The 24,236-nt window shown below is 58.4% G+C and carries 28 protein-coding genes and 1 pseudogene; 24 read left to right on the forward strand and 5 right to left on the reverse strand.

Going from position 1 to position 24,236, the window contains the following annotated elements; all coding sequences use genetic code 11:
• Nucleotides 1-74 precede the first annotated feature (74 nt).
• Nucleotides 75-521 (reverse strand): LptM family lipoprotein, encoded by a 447-nt coding sequence (locus tag CIB54_RS27350; protein ID WP_137200893.1) that lies wholly within the window; start codon nt 519-521, stop codon nt 75-77.
• Between the two features lie 116 nt (nt 522-637).
• Between CIB54_RS27350 and CIB54_RS17390 the strand changes: the two are divergent.
• Nucleotides 638-891 (forward strand): annotated as a pseudogene (locus CIB54_RS17390) (hypothetical protein).
• Between the two features lie 31 nt (nt 892-922).
• Here CIB54_RS17390 and CIB54_RS17395 read toward each other — a convergent pair.
• Nucleotides 923-1,129 carry a hypothetical protein gene (locus tag CIB54_RS17395; protein ID WP_101220435.1) on the reverse strand — a complete coding sequence of 69 codons (207 nt, stop codon included), beginning with the start codon at nt 1,127-1,129 and terminating at the stop codon, nt 923-925.
• 71 nt (nt 1,130-1,200) lie between these two features.
• On the opposite strand from CIB54_RS17395, the gene CIB54_RS17400 reads away from it, so the two are divergent.
• The 20 genes from CIB54_RS17400 (at nt 1,201) to CIB54_RS17495 (ending at nt 17,422) form a co-directional block, all read left to right on the forward strand.
• Nucleotides 1,201-1,800: a hypothetical protein gene (locus CIB54_RS17400; RefSeq protein ID WP_101220436.1), complete on the forward strand. Its 600-nt coding sequence runs from the start codon at nt 1,201-1,203 to the stop codon at nt 1,798-1,800.
• Nucleotide 1,801: 1 nt separating this feature from the next.
• A complete protein-coding gene (locus tag CIB54_RS17405) occupies nt 1,802-3,292 on the forward strand; it encodes a terminase large subunit (RefSeq protein WP_101220437.1) in 1,491 nt (496 codons plus the stop codon).
• On the forward strand, nt 3,292-4,752 hold the full coding sequence (locus tag CIB54_RS17410) for a DUF4055 domain-containing protein (protein WP_101220438.1): 1,461 nt from the start codon (nt 3,292-3,294) through the stop codon (nt 4,750-4,752). The genes CIB54_RS17405 and CIB54_RS17410 overlap by 1 nt, the downstream gene beginning before the upstream one ends.
• Nucleotides 4,688-5,782 carry a minor capsid protein gene (locus CIB54_RS17415; protein WP_178084439.1) on the forward strand — a complete coding sequence of 365 codons (1,095 nt, stop codon included), beginning with the start codon at nt 4,688-4,690 and terminating at the stop codon, nt 5,780-5,782. Before CIB54_RS17410 ends, CIB54_RS17415 begins: the two co-directional genes overlap by 65 nt.
• A gap of 8 nt (nt 5,783-5,790) precedes the next feature.
• Nucleotides 5,791-6,279 carry a DnaT-like ssDNA-binding protein gene (locus CIB54_RS17420; RefSeq protein ID WP_101220440.1) on the forward strand — a complete coding sequence of 163 codons (489 nt, stop codon included), beginning with the start codon at nt 5,791-5,793 and terminating at the stop codon, nt 6,277-6,279.
• A 50-nt stretch (nt 6,280-6,329) separates the two neighbouring features.
• A complete protein-coding gene (locus CIB54_RS17425; protein WP_101220441.1) occupies nt 6,330-7,100 on the forward strand; it encodes a hypothetical protein in 771 nt (256 codons plus the stop codon).
• A gap of 92 nt (nt 7,101-7,192) precedes the next feature.
• Nucleotides 7,193-7,930 (forward strand): hypothetical protein, encoded by a 738-nt coding sequence (locus tag CIB54_RS17430; protein WP_178084438.1) that lies wholly within the window; start codon nt 7,193-7,195, stop codon nt 7,928-7,930.
• A 3-nt stretch (nt 7,931-7,933) separates the two neighbouring features.
• On the forward strand, nt 7,934-8,911 hold the full coding sequence (locus CIB54_RS17435; RefSeq protein WP_012724055.1) for a major capsid protein: 978 nt from the start codon (nt 7,934-7,936) through the stop codon (nt 8,909-8,911).
• A 55-nt stretch (nt 8,912-8,966) separates the two neighbouring features.
• Nucleotides 8,967-9,272 carry a HeH/LEM domain-containing protein gene (locus CIB54_RS17440; RefSeq protein WP_101220443.1) on the forward strand — a complete coding sequence of 102 codons (306 nt, stop codon included), beginning with the start codon at nt 8,967-8,969 and terminating at the stop codon, nt 9,270-9,272.
• Nucleotides 9,273-9,282: 10 nt separating this feature from the next.
• On the forward strand, nt 9,283-9,660 hold the full coding sequence (locus CIB54_RS17445; protein ID WP_101220444.1) for a hypothetical protein: 378 nt from the start codon (nt 9,283-9,285) through the stop codon (nt 9,658-9,660).
• A 2-nt stretch (nt 9,661-9,662) separates the two neighbouring features.
• Complete coding sequence (locus tag CIB54_RS17450; protein WP_101220445.1) at nt 9,663-10,055, forward strand: hypothetical protein; 393 nt, start codon at nt 9,663-9,665, stop codon at nt 10,053-10,055.
• 1 nt (nt 10,056) lies between these two features.
• Nucleotides 10,057-10,641 (forward strand): hypothetical protein, encoded by a 585-nt coding sequence (locus tag CIB54_RS17455; protein WP_101220446.1) that lies wholly within the window; start codon nt 10,057-10,059, stop codon nt 10,639-10,641.
• A complete protein-coding gene (locus tag CIB54_RS17460) occupies nt 10,638-11,054 on the forward strand; it encodes a phage tail terminator-like protein (RefSeq protein ID WP_101220447.1) in 417 nt (138 codons plus the stop codon). Before CIB54_RS17455 ends, CIB54_RS17460 begins: the two co-directional genes overlap by 4 nt.
• A gap of 72 nt (nt 11,055-11,126) precedes the next feature.
• Nucleotides 11,127-11,783 carry a phage tail protein gene (locus CIB54_RS17465; RefSeq protein WP_101220448.1) on the forward strand — a complete coding sequence of 219 codons (657 nt, stop codon included), beginning with the start codon at nt 11,127-11,129 and terminating at the stop codon, nt 11,781-11,783.
• Nucleotides 11,784-11,786: 3 nt separating this feature from the next.
• Complete coding sequence (locus CIB54_RS17470) at nt 11,787-12,167, forward strand: phage tail assembly chaperone (RefSeq protein WP_101220449.1); 381 nt, start codon at nt 11,787-11,789, stop codon at nt 12,165-12,167.
• Between the two features lie 17 nt (nt 12,168-12,184).
• Nucleotides 12,185-12,487, forward strand: a complete 303-nt coding sequence (locus CIB54_RS17475; RefSeq protein ID WP_101220450.1) for a DUF1799 domain-containing protein — start codon at nt 12,185-12,187, stop codon at nt 12,485-12,487.
• Between the two features lie 27 nt (nt 12,488-12,514).
• The gene (locus CIB54_RS17480) at nt 12,515-15,562 is read left to right on the forward strand and encodes a phage tail tape measure protein (protein ID WP_101220451.1); all 3,048 of its coding nucleotides are present in this window, start codon (nt 12,515-12,517) and stop codon (nt 15,560-15,562) included.
• Nucleotides 15,562-15,900, forward strand: a complete 339-nt coding sequence (locus CIB54_RS17485; protein WP_101220452.1) for a phage tail protein — start codon at nt 15,562-15,564, stop codon at nt 15,898-15,900. The genes CIB54_RS17480 and CIB54_RS17485 overlap by 1 nt, the downstream gene beginning before the upstream one ends.
• Nucleotides 15,901-15,911: 11 nt before the next feature.
• Nucleotides 15,912-16,664: a phage minor tail protein L gene (locus CIB54_RS17490; protein WP_101220453.1), complete on the forward strand. Its 753-nt coding sequence runs from the start codon at nt 15,912-15,914 to the stop codon at nt 16,662-16,664.
• A gap of 2 nt (nt 16,665-16,666) precedes the next feature.
• Nucleotides 16,667-17,422, forward strand: coding sequence for a C40 family peptidase (locus tag CIB54_RS17495; RefSeq protein WP_101220454.1), 756 nt, complete (start codon nt 16,667-16,669; stop codon nt 17,420-17,422).
• A 161-nt stretch (nt 17,423-17,583) separates the two neighbouring features.
• Here the strand turns inward: CIB54_RS17495 and CIB54_RS17500 are convergent, their stop codons facing one another.
• The 3 genes from CIB54_RS17500 to CIB54_RS17505 form a co-directional block, all read right to left on the reverse strand.
• A complete protein-coding gene (locus CIB54_RS17500) occupies nt 17,584-17,853 on the reverse strand; it encodes a hypothetical protein (protein ID WP_101220455.1) in 270 nt (89 codons plus the stop codon).
• Between the two features lie 79 nt (nt 17,854-17,932).
• On the reverse strand, nt 17,933-18,094 hold the full coding sequence (locus CIB54_RS27355; protein ID WP_157829738.1) for a hypothetical protein: 162 nt from the start codon (nt 18,092-18,094) through the stop codon (nt 17,933-17,935).
• The gene (locus CIB54_RS17505; RefSeq protein WP_157829739.1) at nt 18,087-18,740 is read right to left on the reverse strand and encodes a DUF6338 family protein; all 654 of its coding nucleotides are present in this window, start codon (nt 18,738-18,740) and stop codon (nt 18,087-18,089) included. The genes CIB54_RS27355 and CIB54_RS17505 overlap by 8 nt, the downstream gene beginning before the upstream one ends.
• Nucleotides 18,741-19,184: 444 nt before the next feature.
• Between CIB54_RS17505 and CIB54_RS17515 the strand changes: the two genes are divergently transcribed.
• From CIB54_RS17515 to gpJ, 3 genes are all read left to right on the forward strand, one after another.
• The gene (locus CIB54_RS17515; protein WP_101220458.1) at nt 19,185-19,535 is read left to right on the forward strand and encodes a hypothetical protein; all 351 of its coding nucleotides are present in this window, start codon (nt 19,185-19,187) and stop codon (nt 19,533-19,535) included.
• 61 nt (nt 19,536-19,596) lie between these two features.
• Nucleotides 19,597-20,208, forward strand: a complete 612-nt coding sequence (locus CIB54_RS17520; protein ID WP_101220459.1) for a tail assembly protein — start codon at nt 19,597-19,599, stop codon at nt 20,206-20,208.
• Nucleotides 20,209-20,267: 59 nt separating this feature from the next.
• Nucleotides 20,268-24,230: a TipJ family phage tail tip protein gene (gene gpJ, locus CIB54_RS17525; protein ID WP_101220460.1), complete on the forward strand. Its 3,963-nt coding sequence runs from the start codon at nt 20,268-20,270 to the stop codon at nt 24,228-24,230.
• Nucleotides 24,231-24,236: the final 6 nt, after the last annotated feature.

The raw sequence follows: 24,236 nt of genomic DNA on the forward strand, positions 1-24,236 counted from the left end.
GATTATATCCGGCTGATCCGCGCCACGTTTTCGAATGCGCCAAATCGTGGCGCGAGGTTGGGTGTCATGCTTGGCTACGGAAATGTGATATCAGCCCTAATCAAAGGAAGATTGCTTGCATCGTAGGAGCAATGATAAGAACGCCCATCATCGGTGTCTTTTTTCGTGATTTCTTCGCACTTGAATGACGCAGTGACGCCGTATTTTGTAGCTCTGAACCCTTTGACCGCTTCCTCAGGGGTAAGCACCGTAACGAGCTCACGATTGAAACTCAGGGTGATATCTGGACCGCCGAAGACTTCATATTTCTGCGATCGGATACATAGGCTGGCTCCAATCAATTTGCCATTCAGAGTATTTGTGCCACTCGTACACGCTTTCGGTGAAATGAAGTTGCCAACGCTCATTTTTGCAGTCGGTACTTCAGTTTTTGGCTCCGGCGGGGCGTATGGCCCACTCTGACAGGCTGCCATAAGAGTCGTCGCAGATATTAGCGCTGCAGCGGTGAGCATTGACTTCATTAGGTCAGTATCCTTTGACTGGTGTAGTGCCAGGCAGTCTGGTCACGTTTTACGGATCGGAACGTTAGATCATGCTGGCGCGCAGCTTGTAGATCAACAAATTCATGGTGGCCTGAATGACCGTTAAATTGCTGGAGTTCAAGTGGGAGGACTGGCGCGACGCCGCCAAGACCTGCGCAAGATCGCCGATGACCTGGATGCAGGTGAGCATCCAGAGTGCACTGCAGGCGCCTCGACCCTAATCGGCGCCAAGGGAGAGGTGACGGTGTTCGGCCTCGGCCCTAAGTGCGACGACCTGCAATGCCTCGGTGCGATGCGCCTGGGCGAGCAGAAGCTGATTGATGTGCTGCTGGATGGAGGGGAAGGTTAGGCGTGCCGCAGGTTAATACGGCACTGGTGCATCACTTAACTTTCAGCGCTTCCTGAATCTGATCGGCGTAGTCGCTGAGATTGTTCATTTCGTCCGTCAAAATATTACAGTCGGCAGGGGTGTTAGAGGCCTTTGCGTGGATGACTGATAGGGCAGCTGCTACCGCCATAGCTCGTCTATCTTCAGCGCTTTTGACACGATTGTTGTAAGTGTTCAGATCGATAAAAGTTTGAGTCACAGTGGCTCTCCTTTGGTTGATCCTCATCAATACCGGCAACGCGCCACTATTTCAAGCATCAGAGAGACGATATGACAACCAAGCAACCCGACTGGGAGGCGATCGAGCGCGCCTACCGGGCTGGTTCGCTTTCCATCAGGACTATCGCTGAGCGCCAAGGCGTGAGCGACACGGCAATCCGGAAGAAAGCCAAGGTTCAAGGATGGGCGAGAGACCTTTCTGACCAGGTGCGTAAAGAGGTTCGCAGCAAGCTGGTTCGCGGAGAGGTTCGCAACGACCAAGGCGCGAACTGCGAACTTGATGCTGAGATCATCGAAGAGGCCGCCGAGGAAGGAGCCCGGGTGGTTCGCAGCCACAGGCGAGACATTCGCAAGGCCACAAACCTTGCGAACCTGTTGATGGATGATCTGCTGTCGACCATCCGGCGCCGCGAAGAGATCGAAGAGGACATCGAGGCCGAGACCTCCGAAGACAACAATGGTATGCGCCGCGCCTCAATGCTCGCCGCCGTCTCTCTGCCCAGCAATTCCAAAACACTGTTCCAGCTTTCCTCTGCAATGAAGAACCTGCAGGTTCTGGAGCGTCAGGCATACAGCCTGGACGAGAAGGAGAAGACGGACGAAGCCGACGAACTCTCGAAGATGATGGACGAACTATCGAAGGACGCCTGACATGAAGCCCGAGCACATGAAGCTGCTCCGGGATAAGCGTTGGCGGTTGAACAATCTCTACTTCATCACCGACAAGCAGGGCAAGAAAGTCCGCTTCCGGATGACGGACGAGCAGATTGAATACTTCGATGGGATGCACACCCGCAACATCATCCTGAAAGCCCGGCAGCTCGGCTTCACGACCGAGTGCTGCATCATCCAACTGGACGCCGCTCTGTTCGAGTCGGCCAAGTGCGCCCTGATCGCTCACACCCTGAACGACGCGAAGCGCCTGTTCCGGGAGAAGGTCAAATATGCCTACGACAACTTGCCTGCTGAAATACGCGCTGCCAACCCTGCTTCTAACGATGCTGCTGGTGAGCTTGTGTTCAGCAAGGGCGGATCGCTCTACGTGTCCACGTCCTTCCGGGGCGGGACTCTACGGTATCTGCACGTATCCGAGTTCGGGAAGATCTGCGCCAAGTTCCCGCACAAGGCGCGGGAGATCGTCACCGGTGCTTTCGAGGCTGTCGCTGCTGAGTGTTTTGTCACCATCGAGTCGACGGCAGAGGGCAGGGCCGGGTATTTCTTTGATTACAGTCAGTCAGCAGAGCGCCAGCAACTGGCTGGTGTGCCACTGGGCCTGCTCGACTGGAAGTTCTTTTTCTTCAGCTGGTGGAACAACAAGGCCTACAGCCTTGATTCGACCGACGTAGTACTGCCCCAGCGCCTGACCGACTACTTCAACGAACTGCACGCCAAGCACGGGATCGTCACCAACGACGGCCAACGCGCCTGGTATGCGGCCAAGGAGAAGACGCTCGGCGACGACATGAAGCGGGAATACCCGTCGATCCCCGCCGAAGCCTTTCAGCAGTCGGTCGAAGGCGCCTATTACGCCAAGCAGTTCACCAAGCTGTATGGCGCGCAGAGGATCGGCCCGCTACCAGACAACAGTCATCTGCCGGTGCATACGATATGGGATATCGGTGTCGGCGACTCCACGGCCATCTGGTTCGTCCGGATCGTCGGCGAGGAATACCACGTCATCGACTTCTATGAGAACAGCGGCGAAGGCCTGCGGCACTACATGAAGATGCTCAAGGATCGCAAATACACGTATGGCGATCACTGGGGGCCCCACGACATCGATAACCGTGAATTTGGCAGCGACGGCAAGACCCGGCGCGAGCTGGCCAGGGAGGGCTACGAGATCGACGGGCAAAAATACAGCCTCAAGTTCAGCGTTGTTCCAAAGCTCGGCATCGACGAGGGCATTGAGCAGGTGCGGGAGATCCTTCCGGCCTGTGCCTTCGATGAGTCCAAGTGCGAACTGGGTATTTCCTGCCTGGAGAACTACCGAAAGGAGTGGGACGACAAGCGCGGCTGCTGGAAAGACAAACCACTTCACGACTGGTCATCGCACGGCGCGGACGCCTTCCGCTACTTCGCCGTCTCGATGGGCAGGCGCAAACGCACAGGCGGAACACGCCGAATTGGAGGCTTGGCCTGATGCCAGTGCAATCGACAAACCCCGACTACGACGCGCATATCGCCGAGTGGGAGATGATGGACGACGCGCTCGAGGGTGAGTGTGCCGTCAAGCGCAATGAGCGCAACCTGCCCAAGCCAAGCGGCATGGTTGAGGCTGAAAAGCTCGACGGTGCGGGCAACAAGTACCTCTACGAGAACTACACGAACCGTGCCCAGTACGAACACTGGGTGCGCGACTCGCTGCGGTCGATGATGGGCCTGGTTTCCCGGCTGATCCCTGAGATCGAACTACCGTTTGGCTTGAAAGGGCTGGAGGACAACGCCACTGCCGACGGCTTCGGCCTGAAACAGCTGTTCTTCCGCATGGTGCGCCAGGCTATCTCCCACGGCCGGGTACCGCTGGTGGTGAACATCGACGAGAGCGGCGAGCCGTACTTCTCTACGTATGCCACTCGCAACGCGATCAACTGGGACACTGCTGATCAAGGCGGTCGGCAGGACCTGGTACTTTCGGTGTTTCGCGAGTTCCGCAGGAAGGGCGGTGATCGTTATAGCCATGACTGCGACACGGTATTTCGTGAGTTCTTCATGGACGGCGACGTTTGCTACACCGCGGTGCGGAATGAAGGCGGGGAGCTGGTCGAGGACGAGAAGCCGCTGGGCACCACCGGTACCGACAACCGTTTGGTCAAAGGCCTGCCATACCTGCCGGTGATCTACTGCGGTTCGACCGACAACTCACCGGAAGTCGACGAGGTGCCGCTGTTAACAATGGCGCGCGCGGCGCTGAAGTCCTATCAGCTAAGTGCTGACTATTTCACTTCGCTGCACCAGACCAGTCACCCGCAGCCGTGGGTCTCAGGGCTGGATGAGGCGGTAGAGTTGAGCGTCACCGGCCCATCTGCTGCGTGGGACTTAGGCCCGAATGGCGAATGTGGCTACTTGGAATTCCAGGGCGCGGGCATTGAAGCTGTGCGCAAGGCCATGGATGACCAGAAGAACGCCGCGCTCGAAGCCGGTGCCAAGGTCATGGACGTGGCCGGTACCGAGTCAGGAGAGGCACGCAAAACACGCCAGAACGATCAGCACGCCACGCTACACAGCATTGTCATCACCGTGGCCGAGGCAGTGGAGCAAGGCTTGCGGTACGCCGCCGAGTGGAAGGGCTACGACCCCAAGCAGGTCACGTTCAAGGTGAATCCTGAGTTCGTGACCCCAGTGGTCGACGCCCAGGTTCTCGCCGAGCTGCTCAAGGGCGTGATGGCCGGCACGATCAGCGCCGACACCTACTGGCAGTACCTCACCACCGGCAAGCTGCCGGAGCGCCCATACGAAGAAGAAGCCGAACTGATCAGCGATGAGCGCGAGTCGGCCGGCATCAACTTGGACAAAGACGATGCCAACGACAAACCTGATGCAGGCGGACAGCCAGCTGCTAGAGCAGACGACGCGCCACTCGGTAATGCTGGAGCGGCTTAAGGCTGGCGAGGTCAAGAAGTTCGAAAAGTACTTGCGCCAGATCGACACGTTGGTACGGGAGCAGTTGACCCGCAAGGAACTGACCACCTATAGCCGGGACCGCCTTGAGCAGTTCCTGGCCCGCGTGGACGGCAAACTGCTGGGCATATACAAGGCCTACGGCGACCTAGTGCAGGCCGATCTGGTCGATATCGCGCTGTATGAGTCGACCTTTGAGGCGAACAGCCTGAGCAATGCGCTCTCCATCGACGCAGTGGTGCCTACCAACACAGTGATCCGCGCGGCGGTATTCTCCTATCCGCTGCAGGTGAAGGGCATCGACGGTGGCAAGCTGCTGAAGAGCTTCGTCAGCGGCTGGACTCGCACCGAGACGATGCGCGTCACAAACACCATACGGCTCGGCTTCGGCCAGGGCCAGACCAACGCCCAGATCATTCAGGCGATTCGCGGCACCGCGGCGCAGAACTTCACGGACGGCGTCCTGGCGGTGAGCAACCGCAACGCTGCCGCTGCGGTGCAGACAGCAATCCAGCATGTGGCCACCACGGCACGAATGGAAACGCTGAAGGCCAACAGCGATGTGGTGCTGGGCTATCGCTGGGTGTCGACGCTCGACCGCAAGACCTCGCAGCAGTGCAAGGGCCTGGATGGCATGCGATTCGACCTGGGCAAAGGCCCGCTACCGCCGGCGCACATCAACTGCCGGTCAACCACGGTGCCCACCACCAGGCTTTCGGAGATGTTCGCCAAGGACGCCACACGCGCCTCGGTGGGAGATAACGGCGGGGCCCAGGTCGACGCAGGCCTGAATTATTACCAGTGGCTGGCAACGCAGCCGGCTAGCTTCCAGGATCATGCCCTCGGGCCGGTCCGGGGCAAGTTGTTCCGCGATGGAGGGCTGACGCCGGAGAAGTTTGCCAAGCTGCAGCTCGACAAATCGTTCAAGCCGCTGACCTTGGCGCAGCTGAAGGACGCAGAGCCTGACATGTTCACCCGAGCCGGCGTTACACTTGGCGCTCCACCAGGTTGAGATAGTCGATGCAGATCATCGTTGAGGACGGGAAGGGCAGGCCAGACGCGAATAGCTTCGTGCCACTGGAGAAGCTGACCTTTTACCGCGACTACTACGGGTTCCGGATACCTGACGCTGAGGCTGGCCAGCTCGAGCTGTTGCTGCGGGCCGCCGCTGATATCAATGGCCGCCAGTGGAAGGGACGAAAGGCCAATCCAGATCAGGCAATGGCCTGGCCCCGGCGTGACTGCAAGATCGAATACCAGACGCTGTCGGAGACATTCGTGCCCTTTGAGCTTGAGTGGGGGCAGGTAAGGCTGGCGGTCGAGCTATACGCTTCCGAGCAGGGCCTCCAGATCGAAGAGCCGACTCACTGTACCGAGCCGAACGGGCGGCGGACTCGATTGAATCGAGATACGCCAGGCCTGCGTATGCGACCGCCGCCATACGCGCCGAGCAGGACGCAGTTTGCCGATTATTTGGTAATGAGAGGACTGCAATTGATAATTTCATAGCTTGAAAAGGTGGCCATTTGGTATAAGTGGCTTTTCGGAATGGAGGCCTTATGGAAATCAAATGGGTAGCGATAGCAGTTGCAGGGATTTTGTTAGGGATAGTTTGCGGACTTCTTGGCCTAACTATAGGTATCTATTTTAATCCTGAATCCACAATCACATTTGTCCCGGTCTGGGGGAGTTTGGGAGACTGGGCATCCGCTATAGGTGCCTTCTCCGCAGTTGCCTTTGCATTGTGGCAGTCTCATAGACAGCAACAAAAAGAACTTCCAAGAGTAAAAATAATCAATCAATTTACGCCTGATGAATGGCTACTTAGGGTTGTCTCAGAGGGGATTGTTCCTGAGAGTGTTCTGGGTGCTGAGCTGATATCCAAAAAAGATGGTTCTAAGATCGACCTGTTGACGTTTAGTCGAATCCCAAAAGGTGGCGCAACGACAAAACTTCAGAGGGGAGAATATCTTGATATCCTTGCTTTGAATAAGCACGACCTACTTCAGTTTATTGAGCAATGGGTTGCAAACCCCATAAATCAAATGCGTCGAAGTGAAATTCATCCAGGTAACGGCTATTTTAAGTTGAACAAGGTGTTCTTTGATCGGCTTGAGGATTTCTTTGAGCAAGAGCTAAAAATCCTAATTAGGCTGGTTAGCAAGGATGTAACAGTTGAGGTCTCTCCAGAGTTTTCATCGGTAGCTAAGAGCTACGTTATAAATACTAGGAAGACTGAAGAAACAGAGCGAGCGGCATCTAGGAATGGCGAGGCGCGAGCAAGATATGACGCAGGACTTCACCTTGAATACGGTGATCCAGAGACGTAAGTTTCAAGAGTGATTAATTAACCTCAAGCCGCCCAATGGGCGGTTTTTTTATGCCCGCAAAGCGGGCCGATCAAACCCAAGGGGTGCACCAAGTGGCAGTAGAAAACCAGATTGATCTTGAAGACCCAGCAGTTAAATCCGCGATCGCCGAAGCGGTGGAAGCGGCCACCCTGGGCCTCAAGAACAAAAACACCGAGCTGCTTGGCTCGCTCCGGACCACCAAAACCGAGCTGGACGGCTTCAAGTCCCAGTTCGAAGGCCTGGACATTGCAGCAGTGAAGGGGCTGCTGACCAAGGTTGGCCAGGATGAAGAGACCAAGCTGATTGCCGAGGGCAAGCTGGACGAGGTCATCACCCGCCGTACCGAGCGCCTGCGCACCGACTACGACACCAAGTTGGCAGCCGAGAAGGCCCGAGCCGACAAGGCCGAACAATTCGCCGCCAAGTACAGCGACAAGGTGCTTGCTGATTCAATCCGCGCCGCCGCCATAAAGGCCGGCGCGCTCCCCGAGGCCGCCGAGGACATTATCCTGCGCGCCCGGGGCACTTTCAAACTCAGTGAGGACGGCGAGGCGATTGCCACCGACCGTGACGGCGAGGTCGTTTACGGGAAGGACGGGAAGACCCCTCTGTCGCCGCTCGAATGGGCGGAATCGCTGCGCGAAACAGCAACACACCTGTGGCCAAGGGCTCAGGGTGCCGGGCAGACCGGCGACAACGGTGGCAAGGCCACGAAAAAGTGGGGTGAGTACACGGAAACCGAGCGTGCCGCGATCGCCCGTGACAACCCTGAGCTCTTCAAGAAAATCCAGGCCACCAAAGGAACCTAATCCATGGCAACTACCCAACTGACCGATATCTTCGTCGGCGACTACTACGCCTCCCTGGCGCCGGTTAACAGCCCGGAAAAGACCGCTGTATACGAGTCGGGCATCGTGACTCGCTCCCCTGTGCTGGACGCGATCGCCTCCGGCAGCCAGGGCACCGCCGAGATCAGCTACTGGCAGGATCTCAACGCCGATGAAGCGCCGAACATCAGCAACGACGACCCGAACGACCAGGGCGAAGTTGGCAAAGTCACCCAGGACAGCATGCGTGCCCGCGTCTTGTACCTCAACAAAGGCTACGGCGTGACTGACCTCACTGCTGAGCTGGCAAACAGCGAGCCACAGCAGCAGATTCGCAACCGCTTCGGCACCTACTGGACCCGCCAGTGGCAGCGTTACACCTTGGGCGCGGCTCGCGGCATCATCGCGTCGAACATCGCCAACAACGGCGGTGACATGGTCATCGACGCGGGCGCGACCATCAGCGCGAACGCCTTCCAGGATGCTGCATTCACCGCGGGCGATGCCGCTGACCAGTTCGGCGCGATCGGCGTGCACTCCGTGGTGATGAACCAGATGGTCAAGCAGGATCTCATCGAGTACCTGCGTGACTCCGACGGCAAGATCATCCTGGCAACCTACCTCGGCAAACCAGTCTTCATGGACGACGCCCTGGTGTACGGCGCTGGCAAGTACCTGTCCGTGTTCTTCGGCCAGGGCGCTTTCGGTTACGGCGAAGGCACGCCGAAGGTTCCGGTAGAACTGGAGCGTAAGCCCGGCGGCGGTAACGGCGGCGGTGCCGAAGTGCTGTGGGAGCGGAAGACTTACATCCTCCAGCCTGCCGGCTTCAGCTGGAAGGGCTCCGAGGCTCAGAACCTCAGCCCGACCGCGACCCAATACGCCGCTGCTGCCAACTGGCAGCGGGTGTTCAGCCGCAAGCAGGTTCCGTTCGCCGCTGTGATCAGCGGTACCACCACGCCGTAACTCGGCCCACACAGCCTGGCGCCCACATGGCGCCGGGATGCTTTTGAGGTGACTTATGAAAGTGATCTACACGGACAAGCCGGGCAAAGAGCGCGGCGTGTGCTACCGCCTGCTGAGCGAGTTTTTCGGCGTCATCGGTTCCGCGACGGAGGTAGTCGTTGATGGCGATGCACCGGATATCTCCGATGCTTACCAGGCCGCCGGCATCAAGGTTTCCGACGACAAGGAGCCAGAGAGCAAAGAAACCGACCCGCTGAAAATGAAGGTCCCCGAGCTGAAAGAATGGCTAACCGAGAAGGGCATTGCCTTCGACCCGTCCGCCAAGAAAGAAGACCTGCAGGCCCTAGTGCCGGCGGAATAAGGACAAGCATATGACCGACTTCATCACCGTTGCCGATGTTGACGCCTCGCTGGGTTCTGGTTGGGCTGGCACCGGTGATCCGGTCCGTGCTGTGACCATGGCAAACGCCTGGCTCACGGCCAAGATTAAGCGGGCTGTTCCCGATCCGGTTCCGGCCGAGATCAAAACAGCCGGTGCCCAGGTCGCCAAAGAGGCGGCGGCGGGCAAGCTGTACACAGCAACGCAGAAAGAAGTGCAGAGCAAGACGGTCTCGGCTCAGTCCGGTACATCGGTGAGCAAAACCTACGTGGCAGGCACTACCGATCAGTCGGCGGGCGTCAACTTCGCCCTGGCGCTGCTGGCGCCTTGGATTAAGCGCTCCGGCGTGATGATGCTGAAAAGGATCTGATCATGGGCATGCGCGAAGATATCCAGGCTGAATTGGCCGAGTCGTTCGATGATCCTGATGGGCTGGCTGACGCGGTAAAGACGGTGACAGGCGTGCGCAAGGTTGCGGGCGAGTATGACCCCGACCTAGGCGGCGAAACGCCGGAGACCATCGTGACGTACTCCGGGCGCGGTGTCCTCGGCAGCTACCTGTCCAAGGAAATCGACGGCTCCCTCATCCAGACGACCGACAAGAAGCTGCTGGTGCTGCAAAACGAGCTTTTCGTGTCGGAGGCCGGCGTTCCGACGGCGGTACTGGCTGCCCCGGCCATTGGCGATATCGTCAACGGGCTGCGGGTTATGAATGTGTCCGCCGATCCGGCAGATGCGACGTGGACAGCTCAGATGAGGAGGTGACATGGCTATCCAATCCGGCAGCTTCGCACTGAGCCTCGCCGAGTTTGCGGCCCAGACCGGCGAAGCCATCGACGCCAGCGTGCGCGAGATCATCATCGAGGTCGGCAGTAGCCTGATTCGGATGTCTCCCGTGGGCAATCCGGAGATCTGGGCGCAGAACGCAGTGGCCACCCAGTACAACAAGGCCGTCGACGACTACAACAGCGCGCTGCGCAGCGATCCAGCCAACCTTACCAAGGGCGGCAGGCTCAAGAAGGGCCGCAAGCTCAACGACGGCATGGATATCGTCGCGCCGGAAGGCTACGTCGGGGGCCGGTTCCGTGCGAATTGGCACATCTCGCTCGGCGTGGTCGAGAACGTCACCTTTGACGAGGTAGACCCGAGCGGCGCAGAAACCACTGCCGCGCTGGTCGCAGCAATGAGCGACTTCACCGCCGGCCAGATGGCCTACCTCATCAACAACTTGCCCTACGCGATCCCGCTGGAGTTCGGCCATTCCACCCAGGCCCCCGGCGGCATGGTCCGGGTAACCGTGGCTCGCTTCCAGCAGATCGTGCTGGAGGCCATCAGGAACAACCAGGTATGAGTCACGCAATCATCGCTTCGATCTACGAGGCAAAGCTGATCGCCTGGAACGCTGCCAGGTCGGAGAGGCTCAAGATCGTTTTCGAGAACACGGCCTACACGCCGGCGGAGGGCGAGACGTATCTGCGGGCTTTCACGATCCCGGGTGATACTGCGAGCAACACGCTCTGCGGCGATCACCGGCTGTTCACCGGAGTGTTCCAGGTGAGCATCATCGCGCCGGCCGGCACAGGCAAGACCATGACGAACCCGATAGCGGCCGAACTGACAGGCCTGTTCCTGTTGTACGCCCGGGACACGAAGGGCCAACTTACCGTGGTGACCATGTCGCCTGTTGATCCAGGACCTGGAATCACCAGCGACTCCACATACACCGTGCCGGTTTCGTTCTCGTACCGAGCAGACACCGACTGATCCCGACCATTGGGCAAAACCACGAACCCGCCATCGAGCGGGTTTTTTCATATCTGCAAAGGGGAAATACCCATGGGCTACAAAATTCCGGACGGCGGCACCTTTCAGCACGGCGCCACTTATGGCCCGGACGTCCCGTTTTCGGCGCTGAGCAACACGGCCGAAGCCGTGGCCACTGTAACGGGTGGCACGCTGTCGGCTGGCGACATTGTGATCGTCACTTCCGGCTGGACGCGCCTGGGTAATCGAGTTGTGCGCGTCAAGGCTGCGACCGCTACCGCAATCACACTCGAAGGCATTGATACCACCGACCTGCAGGTTTACCCAGCAGGCTCCGGCATCGGCTCGCTAAAGAAGGTGCTGACTTGGGTGCAAATTCCACAAATAACCAATATGGATTTCACTGGTGGTACCCAGAACTATCTGGATGTAGTGTTTCTGGAGGACAAGCAGGGCCGCCAGATGCCTACCGATAAAGCGGCGGCCAGCTTGGCTCTGACCATTGCTGATGACCCGGGCCAGGCGTTCAACGCCATTCTGCGCGCTGCAGATGCCAGCCAGGCAATTCAGGCGGCGCGCCTTAACCTGCCAGGCAACGACACTCTGTTCTACGGCGCTTTCACTTCGTTCTCAAACCAGCCGACGGTATCCCGCAGCAACTTGCTGACCCGCACTGTCAACTTGGCACTGCAGGGCGAGCCTACCCGCTACCTGACTGTTGTGGTGTAACTCATGGCCAAGATCCGTATCGCGCAGAACGCCACGTTCACCGCGCCGGTGTTGATCCCGATCGTCGGCAGCACGCCCGAAAAGGTCGAGTTCACCTTCAAGTACCGGGATCGCGCCGAGCTTGCCGCTCTGTTCGACGAATGGAACGAAAAGCGTAAGAAGGCACAGGCCGCACTGGGCGATAAACCGTCCTGGTCGGAAATTGTTGCTGTGGATACCGAGCAGCAAGCCCAGCAGATTAAAGACCTGGTGGTCGGCTGGGGCTTCGACGACGAATACAACGACGACAATATCGTCGCATTCGTGAAGTCCTGCCAGGGCGCCGCCGAGGCTGTCGTGAAGGCTCATGAGGGCGCATACAGCCAGGCCCGATTGGGAAACTGATCGACGCCGCCCGCGCCATGTATTCGCCGAGTGTGCCCGACGCGATTATCGGCATGTTCGGACTCTCCCCAGGTGATCTGGTTGAGGAAGTAGAGGTCTGGCCATGCAACTGGCCAGCCTTCCTCCTTTTCAACCGCATGTCCACCCAGTGGCGAGCAGGCGCCGGCGGAGCAATCGGTCTCGACTACAGCTGCATCCGCGACGTGGCCGGTTTCCTCGGTATCAAGAAAAAGAAACTCGCTGAAATCTTCCCTGACCTTCAGGTGCTGGAAGGCGAAGCCCTGCGCGTCATGGCGGAGGAAAGGGAAAACAGCCCGTAACCAAGGGCACTTATTCAAGGTGAGTCGATGAACATTGCAGAACTCGGCGTCAAGATCGACTCGGCCGATGCAATCCAGGCTAAAACGAGCCTGGATGAGATGGCGAAGGCCGGCGGCCGGGCCGAGCAGTCCGCCGTTTCGCTGATGAACGAAATGCAGGCGCTGGAGAAGTCGCTGTCCACCAGCGCCAAAACCACCCAGGACCTGGCAAAGCAGCGTGATGCACTCGCCAAGCTGACAAAGACCGGCGCCTATGGCGAGGCTGAGGCGGCAAAGATCTCGGCTCAGCTCGATAAGCAGCAAGTGGCCTTGGCCAAGTCCGCTATGGACGAGCAGAAGGCCCTCAACAGCCTGCTGGGGGCTATTGACCCTGCCCGTGCCGCGCTGGCTAAGCTGGACACGCAGGTCGAGCAACTGGGTAAGCATCTCGACGAGGGCCGAATCAGCCAGGACCAGTACAACAGCGCCCTGGCCAAGATCGACAAGGATTACGGAAAGCTCGAAAAGACCACCACCGGCTTCGACAAGCTGCGCCTCGGTACCCGCCAAGCCCAGGAAAACGTCGTGCAGTTGGGTAACGCGCTGTCGTCGGGTGACTGGGGTAGCGGCGTTCGCGCCGTGGCTCAATTGGGAGCGGGTGCTGGTGCGGGTGCTGCCGGATTGCTGGCTATCCTGGCGCCGTTGGCACTGGCCACCGCCGCGGTTGGTGGCCTGGCCGTTGCCTACTACAAGGGAAGCGAGGAACAGGACCGCTACAACAAATCGCTGATTCTGACCGGTAACTACGCCGGCGTGAGCTCTGGTCAACTGGGCGACATGGCGCGGCAGGTGAGCGCGACCGTGGGTTCCACAGGCCAAGCTGCTGCAGTTTTGGCCATGCTTGCAGACAATGGAAAGATCGCCGGCGAGAGCTTCGAAGGCATCACCCAGGCCGCCGTATCGATGCAGGAAGCCACGGGTAAGGCAGTAAGCGAGACGGTTGCCGAGTTCGTGAAGCTGGCCGATGACCCGGTCAAGGCATCCGCTGCGCTCAACGAGCAGTATCACTACCTTACTGCCTCGGTTTACTCGCAAATTGCCGCGCTGGAAGAGCAGGGCGACCACGCCGGCGCCGTAAAGCTGGCGACCGAGCAATATGCCGACGCGATCAACGAGCGCACGCCGAATATCCTGGAGAACCTGAGTTTCTGGGAGAAAGGCTACAACGCCGTCGCGCGGGCTGCCGACAGCCTCAAAAATATCGGCCGACCGGATATCGGCGCCGATATCGAGCAGGCCCGGCGCGACCTGGCGAGCGCTCAGTCTGGTGATGTTGGTCTGTTCCAAAACAAGCAGGTGATGGTTGATTACTACACTAACCAACTGAACATGCTGGAAGACCAGCGCGACGCTGAAGCCGACATTGCCAAGCAAGAGGGTGAGCGTGCCAAGGCTCAACAGTCCGCGATCACTTCGATGCAGAAGGTGGACGCGCTCACCAAGTCGTCGCTGACCAATGAACAGAAACGCGCCGAAGCCCTGAAGGATTATAAGCAGCAGCTCGAAGACATCCGCAAGGTAGCGCCGAACGATCCGCGCCTAGCCCAGGCGGTGATCGATAAAAATATCTCCAACATCAACGACAAGTTCAAGGATCCGAAAGCCGCTGGCACCCAGGTCGACCTGACCACCTTCAACAACGCTAAAAACGACTTGGCGGCGATCACCGATACCTACAAGAACTACCAGAAGGAGTTGGAGGCCGCGCAGAAAGCCGGTCTGCTATCCGAGGAAGACTACCTGCTTCGTCGCCAGGCCCTGATCGGCAACGAGCTTGATCAGGTGACAGCAGCCTACGAGGCCGAGATCACTGCCCTGGAAGCATCCAAGGCCAAGAAGACAACATCGGCCACGCAAAGCATCCAGCTGGATCAGAAGATCGCCGATGCGCGCGCGGGTATGGTCAAGGCGCAGAAGGATGCGGATAGCCAGCTTGAAGTACTAGCTACCAACGAGACCGGGAGGCTCGCCAAGCAGGAGCGCTCGATTAGTTCCTACGTGCAGGCACTGGGTCAGCAACAGCGCGCGCTGGAGCTTGCTGGGCAGCGCGCAGTATTGGGCGTGGGCCAGGGTGATCGTCAGAACGCATTGAACGGGCAACTGAACAGTCAGCAAGACCGGTTTGCTCAGCAGTCGCTGGAACTGGAAAACCAGCGATCCGACCCGTCGCGAAAAATGTCGGATGAGGAATTCACCCGCAAGTCGCAGGCGCTCGCTGACGCGAACAAGAAAGCCACCGACCAGATCAGGCAGAACTACGCGGACGTGGAAAGTGCCCAGGGCGATTGGACCAAGGGCGCTACGGCTGCCTGGGAAAACTACTTGGACTCGGCAAAGGACATTGCAGGACAGACGAAGAGCCTTTTCGGCAACGCTTTCAGCTCCATGGAGGATTCCATCGTCAACTTTGCCATGACCGGCAAGGCGTCGTTCTCGGACTTCGCCAAATCGATCCTGGCCGATATGGCGCGCATCGCCACCCGGCAAGCGGCATCGGGACTGCTCGGTTCTCTCGTGGGGCTTGGCGTTTCGGCGGCAGGCGCGTATTTCGGAGGAGGCGCGACACCAGCATCGGCTGGCTCAACCGCTGCAGGCTACAGCCCTGAAGTGCTGGCGGGCTGGTCTGGAGTCACCCAGGCCAAAGGTGGTGCATGGGCGAGCGGCGTCCAGATGTTCGCCGACGGCGGTGCGTTCACCAACTCGGTCGTAAGCAAGCCCACGGCATTCGGCATGGCCGGAGGCAAAACAGGCGTCATGGGCGAGGCGGGGGCGGAGGCGATTATGCCGCTGACTCGCACGTCGAGCGGGAAGCTTGGCGTCATGGCAATGGGTGGAGGTGGTGGATCCGGTGGCACGCAGATCAACGTTGAGGTGCATATCCACGGTGACGGCAACGCTTCCTCCACCGCTGACGCACCTGGTTACGACCTGTTCGGCAAAGAACTGGCGAACTTCGTAGAGCAGAAGTATCAAGAGCTGCGCTCGAAGGACATGCGCCAGGGCGGCGTCATCAACAAAGCAATCAAGGGGCGCTGATGGCAATCGAACGATTCACCTGGGCAACGGAGAAGGGCGCGGAGGGCGATATCACCCAGCGCGCTCGCTCCAAACAGTTCGGTGATGGCTACGAGCAGTCGGTCGAGGATGGCCTGAACAATCGATCGCAGTCCTGGCCGGTGACCTTTACCGGTCTGAAACCGCGAATCAAGGAAATCATGGCCTTCATCGACCGGCACAAAGGGGCGAAGGGCTTCCTGTGGGAGCCACCCCTTGGCGAGCTTGGCCTCTACAAGTGCAATGGCTACAAGCCGATTCACCGCGGGGGCCAGGTCTACGCCATCACCGCCACCTTCCAGCAAACCTTTCACCCCTGAGATAACCGCCCATGGCACTGATCACGGACATCCAGAAACTGGAGCCCGGCGGCGAGATTCGCCTGTTTGAAATCGACGGGACTGAATACGGCGCCGATTACCTGCGCTTCCATGGCCACGCCATTCCGCATACCGCGGAGGAACTGCTCGCCTACGAGCACTCAGAAGTCGAACTGCCCGCCAAGTCGATTATCTGGCAGGGCCAGGAGTACGCAGCGTGGCCCGTGCAGATTGAGGGGATTTCCTCGAGCAGCGACGGCACCGCCTCTCGGCCAACGTTCGCCGCCGGCAACGTCAACGGGCGTGTCACGGCATTGTGCCTGGCCTTCGAGGACATGCTGAAGTTCAAGCTGACGGTTCGCGAGACCCTGGCCCAGTACCTGGATGCGGCCAACTTCCCCGATGGCAACCCAACTGCTGACCCGACGCAGGAGGCGCTGGAAATTTGGTACATCGACCAAAAAACCAGCGAGGACGGCGAGGCTGTGGTCTGGGAACTGTCTTCCCCGGGCGAGATCGACAACCACGGGCTGCCTGGCCGGCAGATGACGACGTTCTGCCACTGGGCCATGACCAACGGTTACCGGGGGCCGGACTGCGGCTACACCGGCGCGGCCATGTTCGACGACGAGGACAATCCCACGGATGATCCAGCACTGGATCAGTGCAAGGGCTGCCTGTCGTCCTGCAAGTTGCGCTTCGGCGAGAACAACGAACTCTCCTTCGGTGGATTCCCCGCCGTTTCCCTGATAGCCCGGAGCTGACCATGCGCAAGCACATCATTGCGGCGGTCCAGGCGCATGCGGCAGCCGAATATCCGCGCGAATGCTGCGGCCTGCTGCTGGCCGTCGGCCGGGCGCAGAAGTATTTCCCCTGCCGGAACATCGCCACGGAGCCGAACGAAGAGTTCCGGCTCGATCCCGAGGACTACGCCGCAGCGGAGGACATGGGTGATGTGATCGGCATCGTTCACTCGCACCCGGACGCCACCAGCAGGCCGTCACCGCATGACCTTGCCATGTGCGAGGCCACGGCCTTGCCCTGGCATATTCTGTCCTGGCCAGAGGGCGACATGCGCACGATCACGCCCACGCGCATTACGCCGCTGCTCAATCGTCCGTTCGTGCATGGAGCATGGGATTGCTGGCAGGTCTGCGCTGACTGGTACGCCCGCGAATGGGGTTTGGAGTTCGAAGCCTTCCAGCGCACCGACGGCTGGTGGGAGAGTGCGGAGAACGCGAGCCTGTACGAGCAACATTACGACGCGGCCGGCTTTGTGCGAGTCGACCGGCCGCAGCGCGGCGATCTGATCGTTATGCATGTGGGCCGGACAGTTCACCCGAACCACGCTGGGATTTACCTCGGCACAGATCCGGCATTGCCTGGTGAAGATTCGGGCGCTTTCGGCCCCGGGCCGTTCCTGCTGCACCACCTTTACGGAAGGCCGTCGGAGATCATCGTCTATGGCGGTCCCTGGCATGACCGGACACGCCTGATCCTCAGGCACAAAGATGCAAAATAACCAACATGACGCGGCAGAGCCGCAGGATATGCCTATGAAGCATTCAATTGAGGTGACTACAGCTGAGAAAAGGAGCATTGCCGAGCCTGTAATCCTCGACAATGCCGCGTTCCGTTGGCGCGCAGTGATTTCGGTAGGTCCAAATCAGCGTTTACTGGGATTTATTTCCGGGCGTGCTCAATCCTTGAAATGAACAGGTCGATCAGATTTCCATAGAGAGTTGGCTCAACGCCCTGAGTGGGCAATGACTTCAGCTCAGTAAGATCTTTTTCCAATTGACTAACGTCTGTTTCAGGCAAATTGCATATCGCGGTAATAATGCTTGCTATAGCGTTGGTGTGTGCGGTAGCGGTGGTACTTACAGCGCTCTCAAGTGCAGCCAGTCGCTGATCGAGAGTTAGCATGCTGATGCCGCCTTTATTATCACTCATTTGACCTCCAGGTCATAGTCGCGCCGATATTGGCGCTGTCCCAGTCCTTGGGCTTGCAGGTGTAGGACTGGAGAGTCCCTCAGTTCTTCTTGTTGCCATCAGCAGGCGGTGGCGGTGGCGGAGTGGGAGCGGTAGTTGGCATTGGCTGACGGACGTTGGTCGGCATTAAATGCTCGTTTCCAACAAAAACTTCGCCGTCGAGAAACTGCTGTTGCAAGTCTTTATTTTCATCATTAGCCATTTGATTCTCCTTGTGTGAATTCTACCCAATTGACTTTGTCTGCGTTGATCATGAAAGAGGCGGTACCCTCGCATTTAAATATGTTTGAGCCATTTATCCAGTGCGGCTCATCTAATAGATAGAAGCTCTCTGGGTCAGTTGATGGATGAGCGGCTATGTAGCCCATGATTCGTCGGCCATCATTAAGCTGAAGAACAGCGGCGACCTCACCGTATTTTCTAAAAACGTGAATGTGGCTACTGTGAGACGCCTTAGGAGTGATTTTTAGCTTTCTGGCTAATGAGAAAAATATATCTTTGTTACACGCAAAAGCCAGAAGAGTACCGAAAACCAGTGATGTGCAAATTGAGTAATAAATAATATTAGATTCTTTCCAAACCCCAACTGAAACGAACTGGCCGATAAAAATCAAAATCCATCCAATCGTGCCCACGAGTAAGTTAATGATTGGGGTGCATACAAGAGCCTGCAAAATTCGCTCAAATTGAGATGGCTTAGGCACATCTGCAAACCAATAGAATATAATTGTGGCCAAGAAGCCAGGCAGCAGTAGTTGCAGCGTCGGCAAAAGTTCTTTTGTTGCTTCTTCCATTGAAATTTCAGATCCTTTTCTTGCTAGGTAGTGGCGAAATGCTACGCGATCCATGCCTCGATACGGTACTGGCATTCCATCCACGCTGGATGCTTGGACAGGGTGTCCTTGATAGTTAGCTAGGGATAGGGAATTATAGTCAGCCTCAGTTTCGGGCAGACAATGGAGAGGATAATGCCGAAGTCATATGAAAAAGGTCAGTGGGGAATTTATAAGGACCGCGTATCTACGACGGTAATCGGCCTTTTGGTCGATGGTAAGGGAAAAGAGATACGCTTTGGAGAGCGACCGTATGAGGTTAGGGATGGTGTTCTTTTTTGCCCTGAAGGAAAGAGACTAGGGACGCTGGCTGCATTACAGGATAGCTGGGTTGTGAATTATGGCGACCATGACATAGGGCACGTCCTGCGAGCTCTTCCGTAACTACCAAGCATTTTTCTGAGCTTTCTGCGTCAACCTCGCAGTGCTACAGTCCCGCCAAACCAAAGAGTGAACGACATGCGGATTTTGATAGCGGCGGCAGCGGTGGCGATGCTGGCGGGGTGCATGGCGCCAACGATGAATGAAGCTCGCAACGAAGGCCCATACAAGGTTCTTGCATCGAAGAAGACCGATGCTGCACTAGCTAAGTGTGTGCAGTACGAATGGCAGAACCAGTCGATCTTCGGCGGCACACCTGGCGCAACCCTTCAGCCCGGGCGTGACACCGGATACACGGTGTTCACTGAGGGGTCGCAGTACTTCGTTGACATCCAGCCCAAAAGCTCGGGGTCCGAAGCGAAGTATTACGTGGTGGTCGGCAACTGGATTGCGAATAAGCGATTAGCGGCGCTGCAAAGCTGCCTATAGGCCGCAACACTTCATCAAAGGCTCGCTTCGGCGGGCTTTTTTATTGTCCGGAGAAAACTCAATGGCAGCACTCGCTATTAACTATCAGCCAATGACCACGATCATGCTTTACGGCCAACTTCGGCAGTTTGGCCGGTCCTTCCGCATGGCTGTGAGGTCACCAGCGGAGGCGATCAAGGCGCTTTGTGTGCAGATCCCCGGATTCGAACGTTACCTGTCGAACGCCAAGTCTAGAGGGATTGAGTTTGCCGTATTCCGAGGGAAGACGAACCTGGCAGAAAAGGAGTTGGGGTTTGCTGGCGGCGGAGATATTCGAATTGCCCCGGTCATCACCGGCAGTAAGCGCGGCGGGGCGCTGCAAACCATCATCGGCGCCGTACTGATTGTTGTCGGTCTTGTCATCACCGGCGGCACGTTCGGTGCCGGTGCGCCTTTCGGTTCTGCCTTGGTAATGATGGGCGGCTCAATGGCTCTGGGAGGCGTAATCCAAATGCTCAGCCCACAGGCCGGCGGCCTGAAGACCAGCGCCGCGCCCGAGAACACCCCCGGCTACGCCTTCGGCAGCGCCAAGAACACCACGGCATCGGGTAACCCGGTTCCGCTCTGCATCGGCGAGCGCCGCTGGGGCGGCGCGATTATCAGCGCCTCTATCTACGCCGAAGATCAGATGTAGCTAATTCCCGCAGCAACGCAGCCGCCCATGAGGCGGTTTTTTATTGCCTGGAGAAAAGCATGGGCGCAGCACGCAAGATTGACATCCACGGCGCCAAGGGCGGCGAAGACAAGCCAAAAACGCCGACGGAAGCTCCGGACAGTCTTCGCTCTGTCGCCATTGCCAAGATGCTCATCGCCATTGGAGAGGGCGAGTTCGAGGGTACGCCGACTGCGCGCGATATCTACCTCGACAACACGCCTCTCCAGGATCCCCAGGGCAACATGAACTTCCCGAATGTGAAATGGGAGTGGCGCACCGGGGCGGTGGACCAGACCTACATCCAGGGTATACCGTCGGTTGAGAGCGAAACCACGATCAGTACCGAGCTGCGCAGTGGAACTCCGTGGGTTCGAGCTATCAGTAACACTCAGCTTTCCGCTGTGCGTGTGCGCTTTTCTTGGCCAGCAATTCAATCCGTTGATGCCGGCGGCAACATTAATGGCTACCGGATCGAATACAAGGTTGAGCTGGCCACCGATGGCGGCGCCTATCAGCAGGTGCTTAGCGAGGCTGTCGACGGGAAGAAAGCCAGTCTTTATGAGCGCACACGCCGAATTGATCTACCAAAGGCGACCACTGGCTGGCTGATTAAAATCACACGCCTGACCGTAAACCAGAACAACAACAAAATATCCGACACTATGCAGATCGCCGGCTTCACCGAGGTGATCGACGCCAAGATTCGATACCCGAACACCGCGCTGTTGTACATTGAGTTTTCTGCCGAGCAGTTCCGTAGCATTCCCGCCGTGACCGTGAGCTGCAAGGCTCGCAAGTGGCAGGTGCCCAGCAATTATGATCCAGTGTCGCGTACGTACAGCGGAATTTGGGACGGAACGCTTAAAGAGGCCTACACCAACAACCCCGTCTGGGCTACGTATGGGATCACCCTGAGCGACCGCTTCGGCCTGGGCCGTCGCATCAAGCCGTGGATGGTGGACAAGTGGGAGCTGTACCGCATCTCGCAGTACTGCGACCAGCTGGTGCCGGACGGTAAAGGGGGGCAGGAGCCGCGCTTCATCTGCAACCTGAACCTGCAGAGCAAGGCCGACGCCTGGTCGCTGCTTCAGGACATCTCGACCATCTACCGCGGCATGACCTACTGGGCCCAGGGCCAGGTATTCACGCTGGCAGATATGCCGCGCGCCACCGACTTCGACTTCGCCTATACCCGTGCGAACGTCATCGACGGCAAATTCACCTACTCCAGCGCGTCGGAACGCACCCGCTACACCCGAGCCCTGATCAGCTACGACAATCCGCTGAACAACTACGACACTGACGTCACGGCGGTGACCGACCAGAAGCTGCAGCGGCGCTACGGCGACAACCCGCTGGAGATCAGTGCCATCGGCTGTACCCGCGAATCCGAGGCCCAGCGCCGCGGCAAGTGGGCGTTGCTCACCAACTCCAAGGATCGGGCCGTCACCTTCAAGGTAGGCTTGGACGGGCGCATTCCGCTGCCTGGCTACGTGATCCCGATCGCTGACGAGCTCCTAGCCGGTCGGCCTGTGGGCGGACGCATCTCGGCAGTGAATGGCAAGGTCATCACTTTGGACCGCGACACTCAGGCCAAGCCCGGCGACCGGTTGATCCTCAATCTGCCTGACGGCAAGTGTGAAGGGCGCACCGTGCAGTTGGTCAGCGGCAGGCAGGTCACTGTGACGGTCGCCTATTCCGTGCCGCCTGAGCGCGAGCTGGTGTGGGCGCTGGATGCTGACGACTTGGCCATTCCGCTCTACCGCGTGGTGAGCGTGGCCCGGCCAGAGCCAGGCGTGTTTGAGATATCGGCAGTTCAGTACGACCCGAGCAAGTTTGCTCACATTGACACTGGCGCGCGTCTGGAAGAGCGCCCGATCAGCGTGATTCCGATCACGGTGGTACCGGCACCGGCCAGCGTCACGTTGACGTCGAGCTACTCGGTCAATCAGGGCGTCGCGATCACCACCATGAACATCACGTGGCCGGCCGTCACCGGCGCCGTCGCTTATGACGTGGAGTGGCGCAAGGACAGCGGAAACTGGATCAAGGTGCAGCGCACCGGCTCGACGAGCGTCGATGTCACCGGAATCTATTCGGGTGCCTACCTGGCCCGGGTGCGCGCGGTGAGTGCCTTCGACATTTCGTCGGTTTGGAAAAACTCCATCCTGACCAACCTGGAAGGCAAAACCGGTTTGCCGCCGGCGGTGTCTTTCCTGACCACCACCAGCCTGGTTTATGGCATCGGCATTCAATGGGGCTTTCCACCAGGTGCAGAGGACACCCAGCGGACGGAGATCTGGTACAGCCAGTCGGCCGACCTGACCACCGCGATCAAGCTGAGCGACTTCAGTTATCCGCAGGCGAAGCACGAGATGCACTCGCTGTTGCCTGGTGCGACCCTGTTCTTCTGGGCGCGCCTGGTGGATCGGACCGGCAACATCGGCCCGTTCTGGCCGGTACCAGGTGCAGTCAATGGACAGGCCAGCACCAAGCAGAGCGACTATGAGGCGTACTACGCCGACAAAATCGGCAAGGGTGCCCTGTACCAGAGCCTGCGCGAAGAGATAGAGCTGATCACCGGTGACGGGCCAGGCTCTGTAAATGAACGCCTCGAGGAAGCCAAGCAGGAACTGGAGGACCTGATCAAGCAGGTGAACGACGCGCTCGCCTACGACCCTGCGAAGCCTTATCTGAAGGGCGATATTGTCCGGCTCGATCAGCATCTGTACCAAGCAAAAGGCCCTGTCCCGGTTGGGGCAGCACCGCCGGACGCTGCGTATTGGATCGATATCGGAACCATTCTTGAGACCACTGATGCACTGGTGTCTCAGGTCAAGATCATCGAAACCACCATCGAAGAAATCGACGGCAGGGTGTTGGCCACCGCCACCTCTGTGGAGGCGTTGCGTTCTGCCGCTCGAGGTGACGATGGCGCGGGCGATCTGGCCGACGCAATCAAAGGGTGGACATCCACGGCAGATCTCGCCGTCGAGCGCAAAACGCGAGCCAGCGAGAATGAAGCGGCGGCCCAGCAGCTGCTCACCCTCAGCGCTCAGGTCGGCGACAACAAGTCGTCGCTGACCGTTCTGGAGCAAGTAGTGGCCAGCAACCGCGAGGTTTCAGCAGCGCAGATCAACCAGATCAAGAGCGATCTGTCTGTTGTCGAGCAGAAGGCGACCGGTAATGCCCAGGCGATCACGGGCCTCAACACCAAAGTCACAAACCTCGACGGAAAGATCACTTCCCAGGCTTCGAGCAACGAGGCGTTGCGCGCTTCCGTGCGCGGCGATGACGGGGCCGGGGAACTGGCGGGGGCTTTGAAAACGTATGAGTCCGTCGCGAGTATTGCCCAGCAAATTCGTGTAGAAGCATCCCGCGAATTAGCAACTGCTGAGCGTATCAACACCTTGCAAGCTGGGGTTGATAGCGCGAAGGGGCTTATCCAGCAGGAGGAGCTGGTCAGGGCCACTGCGATAGATGTTCTGTCCAAACGGACTGATACGGTCCAGTCGAGTCTCGGGCAGACAAACGCCTCGGTTCAGCAGGTGAGCCAGACTCTGGTTGGCCTGGACGGAAGGGTGTCCTCTCAGGTCACCTTGAAGGCCCAGACAATCGTGGATGGGCGCAGGGTCACTACGGGCATGGCATTCGGATCGAATGGTGAGCAATCAGAGTTTCTGATCATGGCTCAACGGATGGCGGTCGTGAACGAGATCGATGGAAAGGTCATTCCGATGTTTGTTATCGAGAACGGCCAGGCCGTGTTCAATACCGCGATCATCAGCAAGGCGATCATTCAGGAAATCATCCTGGGCATGGTGCTTCGTTCGCCGACGGTGGATTCGAAAGGGCGTCCATTGCTGGAAATCAACATTCCGGCAGGCACGCTCAATCTTCGTGGTGAGGGCACGGATGGCGCTAGCTTGCTCGATAACAGCGGTATCTCGGTGTTCGATGCGAACGAGAAACGCCGCGGCAAGTTCGGGAGACTTTCCTGATGGCTG

This window comes from Pseudomonas fluorescens (genome assembly GCF_002837185.1).
Taxonomy (GTDB): Bacteria; Pseudomonadota; Gammaproteobacteria; order Pseudomonadales; family Pseudomonadaceae; genus Aquipseudomonas; species Aquipseudomonas fluorescens_AM.